The sequence below is a fragment of the Pseudogracilibacillus amylolyticus (SeqCode) genome, assembly GCF_051918545.1.
Classification (GTDB): domain Bacteria; phylum Bacillota; class Bacilli; order Bacillales; family Amphibacillaceae; genus Pseudogracilibacillus.
In genome coordinates this window covers 2,659-9,693 of sequence record NZ_JBPPZG010000150.1, presented here as the reverse complement: position 1 = coordinate 9,693, position 7,035 = coordinate 2,659, and the positions used below count along the sequence as shown (strand labels likewise).

Below are 7,035 nucleotides of genomic sequence, written 5' to 3'. Positions count from 1 at the left end.
TTTGCTTTTTTTAGTAAAGATTGGACTCCTTGATGTAATGTATCAATTATTTTATTTTTTCTATTTTGTGCTTCTGAGAAATCTAAAGCTAATTTCTCTGTTTTAATGCCAAAGATGCTCGATTGTTTCATATCTCTATACAATTGAGCAGTTTTAAGCAATGCTTTGGACGGAATACAGCCATTATGCAAACAAGTACCACCTAGCTTCTCTTTTTCAACAACAGCTACATTCATTCCAAGCTGCTGTGCACGAATTGCCGCCACATAACCGCCTGTTCCTCCTCCTAATATGACAAGGTCATATTCTTTTGTCATGAAGACCCTTCTCCCTTATCCAGATTAATATTCATTATAGAGGTTGTTCAAAAAGTCCGGTAAAAATGACACTGCGAATTTCTTCGTTGGCTTGTTTCTCCACTGCTCATGTATCTAAATGCATACATTCCGCTGCTCGAAACTGCGCCGCCTCGAACTTTCGACGCACAGGACGTGCTAGTGTCGGCGTTGCCACAGGACGTGGCGACTTTAGCCGACTTGGTCCTTTTTATCCTCCTTTTTGAACACGCATTAATATTTTTTTGGTTTTTCCTCTTCTCTTAACACTCTCAATGTACCAGCATTTAGTGCTTGTATATCATATTCACCAGGATATATAAACGCATCTGCTATCCAGTTTATTTTCTCTGTTATGAACTCTGTCAATATTTCACTTCTGGCTATTTCGCCGGTTAAAACTATACCGTGAACTTTACCAGATAAAACGACTGCCATCGCACCGATTTCTTTAGAAATTTGGTAGGCCATCGCTTCAAATACTTTTTTTGCATATTTATCATTATTTCGGATTCTATTTTCTATTTCCGCAATATTATCAGTATGTAAATAAGCTTTTAGTCCACCTTTATAGGTGATTTTATTAATGATGTCTTCTTCTGTGTACTCGCCAGAAAAACATAAAGAAATTAAGGCTTCGGCCGGAATCGTTCCTGCACGTTCTAACGAAAATGGTCCATCCCCATGTAATCCGTTATTTACATCGATCACCTTACCGAACCGATGAGCTCCGATAGTAATTCCATTCCCAATATGTGCCACAATTAGATTTGCTTGGTTATACGTTATTCCAAGTTCTCGAGCAGCTTGACGGGCAACCGCTTTTTGATTTAATGCATGAAAAATACTCTTTCTTGCCACGCTTGGTAATCCGGTAAATTTCGCAAGTTCACTTAGTTCATCTACAACAGGTGGGTCGACAATATATGCAGGAATATTTAGTCCTTTCGCAATTTCAGAGGCAAGTATGCCACCTAAATTGGAAGCGTGCTTACCGTTATAATTGCTCCTTAAATCTTTCAGCACATCGGCTGTAACAGAATAAGTACCACCTTCTACTGCTCTTAACAACCCACCATTTGCTGCAACAGCATCTAATTTGGACATATTAATTCCCGCTTCATTTAAAACTCGTAAGATTTGCGTTTTTCGAATTGTAACTTCATTATCAACTTCTGTTAAATCATTTTTGAAAATAGTTTGATGGTTAATTGTCTGTTTATAGATGCATTTTTCATTATGAAAAACACTAATAATTGTTTTAGTTGTTTTAGGATTAATGACCAAAGTTCGATACCGTTTTTGCATATATACTTCCCCGCTTATCGACTATTTATTGTAAAATATGTTTATTATTCGGTAAAAATTGTCTACTTGATGAGCGAAGTGCATTGATTCTTTGTTCTGCCAAATGATCGGCAGCGACAGAGGTAGGAATATTTTTCTTTCTAGATATTTCGAACACATTTTCTAAAATAGAATAAATCGATTCCACTTTTTTCATCACACGATCTCTGTCATACCCTTGCAATTCATCAGCGACATTAATGACTCCTCCTGAATTGATGACATAATCCGGAGCGTAAACAATTCCTTTTTCAAATAAATAATTACCATGTCTACTTTCACGTAGCTGATTATTTGCACTTCCCGCTACCACTTTTGCTTTTAATTTTTCAATTGTTTCATCATTTAACGTTCCGCCGAGTGCACAAGGTGAGTAAATATCACATTCAACATCATAAATGTCATCTGGAGCTACCGCTTGAGCATTAAAATCTTTTACCGCACGATTTACTGCCGCTTCGTTAATATCTGTAACGATTAAATTGGCTTCTTCCTTATGCAAATAACTACATAAATGGTATGCAACATGTCCAACACCTTGAACAGCTATTGTTTTACCTTGTAAATTGTCTGTTCCGAACGCTTCTTTAGCTGCCGCTTTCATTCCATGATAAATTCCTAGCGCAGTAACTGGAGATGGGTCGCCAACTCCTCCGCTTGAAGTACCTGTAACAAAATCTGTTTCCATATGAATATAATTCATATCTTCTTCTGTTGTTCCTACATCTTCAGCTGTAATATATCGACCATGTAAACTTTCGACATAGCGACCAAATGCTCGAAATAATGATTCACTTTTATCTTTTTGAGGATCACCGATGATGACAGCTTTACCACCACCTATATTGAGACCAGCCGCTGCATTTTTATATGTCATCCCTCTCGCAAGTCTAAGTACATCTTCTAATGCCTCTTCTTCATTTTTATAATTCCACATTCTTGTACCGCCAAGTGCTGGACCAAGCGTAGTATCATGGATAGCAATGATTGCTTTTAACCCGGAAGCTTTGTCATAGCAGTAAATAACTTGTTCATAATCATGTTCTCTTAGTGACTCAAAAATTTTCACTAAAACCACTCCTCTACAGTGCTTAATTATAACAATGCAACATTTGTGCCAACATTTTAAACTGATTATATCAAGAACTCAAACAGTGCACCCTGCATTTCTTTGCAAGTTTGCAAGTTTTTGCATGATATTATTGGCGAACAACTTTGCTCATACTTATTCTAATTCATATTTTTCAATTTTGTAGTACAAATTCCGAACAGAAATATTTAATTTTTTTGCAGTCTTTGTTTTATTAAAATTATTTTCTTTATATACGTGGTAAATATATTCTTTCTCATATTGCTCCATTGCCTCTTGTAACGTTTGTTCTCCAGTGATTTGTGAATTTGATTCCTTCACTACTTTATTTTCCGCTTGCAAATTGGGGATATGATGATAATTAATTACTTCTTCTGTTACATCCATAAAAATAATGGCTCTACCAATGACATTCTCCAATTCACGAATGTTTCCTGGCCAATGGTATGATCGTAATTTTTCCATAGCTGTATCGGTGATCGTCTGTACGTTTCTTCCATAGAGTTGATTTACTTTTAAAATCATATGTTGAACCAAACTCGGCAAATCATCGAGCCTTTCCTTCAAGGAAGGAATATATATTGGTAATCGATTTAATCGATAATATAAATCTTCACGAAATGTTTTGTTTGTTATCGCTTTTTCTAAATTTACATTTGTCGCCGTAATTATTCTTATATTTAATGGAATTGGTGTAGTCCCTCCAACGCGAACCACTTCCTTTTCTTGTAATACACGTAATAATTTTGCCTGCATGGATAAAGATAATTCGCCAATTTCATCTAAAAAAATACTACCATTATTAGCTTCTTCAAATAATCCTTTTTTACCACCGGATTTTGCACCTGTAAACGCGCCTTCTTCATAACCGAATAATTCACTCTCTAATACAGACTCAGCAATTGCTGCACAATTAACCCGAATAAATTTATTGAACTTTCGGTCACTTTCATTGTGAATTGCGTGAGCAAATAATTCTTTTCCGGTTCCAGAATCTCCTCTTAATAAAACTGTTGCAGGTGTTTTCGCCCCTATTTTGGCTTGTTCAATCGCAATCATCATTTCAGGTGATTCGCCGATAATATCAGCGAATGTGTACGAAGCCTCCAAATTTCTAATAATTTGCTTTGCCTTTTTTAATTCTGTTGTCAACTCTTGAATTTCGGAAATATCATGAATGACCGCGACACTTCCTTTTAGTTTTCCTGCTACGATGATTGGGGCAACGTTAACAATCACTTCTTTTTTGGAAGGTCCTACTTTCATATTTGCCCCACGAACAGGTCTTCTTGTTCTAAGGACTTTTAAATGCATACTTTCCCCTTCAGATATATCAACAGTAGCTGGTTTACCTAACACTTGTTTTTCCGTCAAACCGGTTATTCTTGTATAGGCTGGATTAATAATTATCCCATTACCGTTTTCATCAACGACACTTATCGCCTCATCCGAGGAATGAATGATTGCTTCAAGCATTGTTTTAATTTCTTTAAGATCGGTATTTTCTTCAGCTAACCGAACTACTTCATTACTGTCTTTAAATAATGCAAACGCTCCAATAAGTTTATTATCATCATTGATGAGCGGTACTCTTGTAGAGATGATTTGTTTTCCATTTGTTAAATGTAACTTTTGATTTAATTCTTTTTGTTGATTCTGAAGAACTTTTGGTAAACGTGAGTTCTTTATTATCTCTTTAATTGATCTTTCATAAGATTTTTCTTTCTGAATTCCGATTATTTCACATGCTGCATCATTAATAAATTGGATGTTCTCTTCGTTATTTACAACAATTAATCCATCACGAATATTATTCAATATAAGCTCTAAATTGTTTATTTGTACACTCCATTCTGCGACAAATGGAAGTAAGAGTTGCAATACATACTGACGAATAATCGTTAAATTAGTTCTTTTTTGCTTAAACAATTTAAGATACTTTCTGTCCCCTGTTGTTTCGAGGACAAAATCAATATCCGTATCGATCCAATCTGAAACAGACGAAGATACAGGGATATGTGAAAAATGATTGAAATCTAGTTTATTTGTATCATCTTTTTTCTCATCAACGATTGCAATAATTTTCATGTTAGGAAAGTTTTTAATGATTTTTATGTATTCATTTGCAATATCAGTAGCACCTATTATTAATATTCGCCTCATAAATTCACCGCCATGAAATAACTTGCACTATTTCTATATAATTTTACTTCATCGTGCAATTATTGGCAAGGATTGAAAGATTCTTTTTTAGCAGATAGGAAAGCATAAAACTTTCCTATCTGCATAAGTGCAACTAAGCCACTCGCCATTAAAGGCTTGGCGAATGCCAAGTTTTCTAAAATTACTTTCCTTTTTCAATTAATGGCTACGTTTGCTATACTATTAATATTCATAGAGAAAAAAGGGGAAAAAAATGGTACGATTTATAGCAGTCATAATTTTATTTACACCAGGAGTAATTGGCGCTTTTGGAATAAAATTGATGAGGGATGCATTATTTGCAGATGTGTATCCTATTTTAGTGAATGAGGGGATTCAGTTTTTTGTCGGTCTTATTATGTTTATAGGTGGACTTGCTTTTATAGGAGGATATATTTATCATCGTGATAAGAAAAAGCAATTAGTGAAAAAGCGTTCAAAAAAAACATAACTATTCTAGCTATAGAATAAATAAAAAATTAGAAGTAGATTGTGGAGGGTTATACAGATGAAAGTTGCAAAGTTTGGTGGCAGTTCATTGGCAGATGCTAATCAATTTCAAAAAGTAGGAGCTATTGTTAAAGAGGATCCAAAGCGAAAATTTATCATTGTTTCTGCACCTGGTAAAAGGTATGAACATGATTTTAAAATAACTGATTTACTAATCCAATTAGGGGATGCATTTATAAATAAAGAAAAGTATAAATCATATTATATAACTATTATGGATCGATTTTCTAAAATAATTAGTGAATTAAATTTGCCGGAACAATTAACGAAGGAAATTGAAGCTCATATTCAATCGATAATGGAAAGTGATTTAGAATACGACAATATGATGAATTGTTTTAAAGCAATTGGAGAAGACAGTTCTGCTAAAATTTTAAGTGCTTATTTACAATCTCTTGGACTTGATGCAAAATATGTAAATCCGAAAGATGCAGGTATTATCGTTAAAAATGATAAAAACGGAGCTCAATTAATTCCAGAAAGTTTTGATGCCATCTATAAGTTACGGGAACAAGAAGGGGTTTTAGTTATTCCAGGATTTTTTGGATATACAGAAGACGGAATATTAGCTACTTTTTCACGTGGTGGTTCTGATATTACTGGATCTATTATCGCTGCTGGTGTGAAAGCTGACTTATATGAAAATTTTACAGATGTCGATGCAGTATACGCGGTAAATCCATCTGTAATTAAAGACCCTGTTGAAATTAAAGTACTTACATATAGAGAAATGCGCGAGCTTTCTTATGCTGGGTTTTCTGTCTTCCATGATGAAGCTCTAATTCCTGCATTTAACGCACAAATTCCTGTTTGTATCAAAAATACAAATAATCCTTCAGCTAAAGGAACGATGATTGTAGCTAATAAAGAATTAAATGGAAAATGCGTTGTTGGAATTGCAAGTGATACTGGTTTTGTAAGTATTTATATTAGTAAATTTTTAATGAATAGAGAACTCGGATTTGGAAGAAAGTTGTTCCAAATTCTAGAAGAAGAAAACGTCTCTTTTGAACATGCTCCATCCGGAATTGACGATATGTCAATAATAATTCGAGAATCACAATTAACCGAAGATAAAGAAAGTATTATTGTCGAACGGTTTAGAAATGAATTACAACCAGATACGGTTACGGTTCATCGAGATTTGGCTCTCATTATGGTAGTTGGAGAAGGAATGAAAGAAACAATCGGAATGGCTCAAACTGCTACAACGGCTCTTGGTGAAGCAAAAGTAAATATTGAAATGATTAACCAAGGTTCCTCAGAAGTTTCAATGATGTTTGGAATAAAATCAGACGGTTTACATCGGGCAACAAAATCTCTTTATGATGCTTTTTTTGAATAAATGCCAAACCTGTACACAAACAAAATCTTTGTGTACAGGTTTTCTTTTTAGAATGACTCTACTTTATGTTCCAATCTTAATTTATCCGCAACCATAGCAATGAACTCTGAATTTGTCGGCTTCGCTTTTGAAACATTTATTGTATAGCCGAATAGTTCAGTAATGGAATCAATATTACCACGATTCCAAGCAACCTCGATTGCATG

Annotated in this window: 7 protein-coding genes; 2 read left to right on the top strand and 5 right to left on the bottom strand. The window is 34.5% G+C overall.

What is annotated here, in order from left to right; translation table 11 throughout:
* The 4 genes from ACPYKA_RS14985 to ACPYKA_RS14970 all read right to left on the bottom strand — a co-directional run.
* On the bottom strand, nucleotides 1-317 hold a 317-nt coding region (locus ACPYKA_RS14985; protein ID WP_479543020.1), incomplete at its 3' end, for an FAD-dependent oxidoreductase.
* 252 nt (nucleotides 318-569) lie between these two features.
* The gene (gene buk / locus ACPYKA_RS14980; RefSeq protein ID WP_479543019.1) at nucleotides 570-1,643 is read right to left on the bottom strand and encodes a butyrate kinase; all 1,074 of its coding nucleotides are present in this window, start codon (nucleotides 1,641-1,643) and stop codon (nucleotides 570-572) included.
* 25 nt (nucleotides 1,644-1,668) lie between these two features.
* Complete coding sequence (locus ACPYKA_RS14975) at nucleotides 1,669-2,751, bottom strand: Glu/Leu/Phe/Val family dehydrogenase (protein WP_479543018.1); 1,083 nt, start codon at nucleotides 2,749-2,751, stop codon at nucleotides 1,669-1,671.
* Between the two features lie 156 nt (nucleotides 2,752-2,907).
* Nucleotides 2,908-4,935, bottom strand: a complete 2,028-nt coding sequence (locus ACPYKA_RS14970) for a sigma-54 interaction domain-containing protein (protein ID WP_479543017.1) — start codon at nucleotides 4,933-4,935, stop codon at nucleotides 2,908-2,910.
* Between the two features lie 253 nt (nucleotides 4,936-5,188).
* On the opposite strand from ACPYKA_RS14970, the gene ACPYKA_RS14965 reads away from it, so the two are divergent.
* Nucleotides 5,189-5,425 (top strand): DUF2627 domain-containing protein, encoded by a 237-nt coding sequence (locus tag ACPYKA_RS14965; protein WP_336260915.1) that lies wholly within the window; start codon nucleotides 5,189-5,191, stop codon nucleotides 5,423-5,425.
* A gap of 57 nt (nucleotides 5,426-5,482) precedes the next feature.
* Complete coding sequence (locus ACPYKA_RS14960; protein ID WP_479543016.1) at nucleotides 5,483-6,829, top strand: aspartate kinase; 1,347 nt, start codon at nucleotides 5,483-5,485, stop codon at nucleotides 6,827-6,829.
* Between the two features lie 47 nt (nucleotides 6,830-6,876).
* Here the strand turns inward: ACPYKA_RS14960 and ACPYKA_RS14955 are convergent.
* Nucleotides 6,877-7,035, bottom strand: a 159-nt coding sequence (locus ACPYKA_RS14955; RefSeq protein WP_479543021.1) for a sporulation initiation factor Spo0A C-terminal domain-containing protein, incomplete at its 5' end; no start/stop codon positions are given.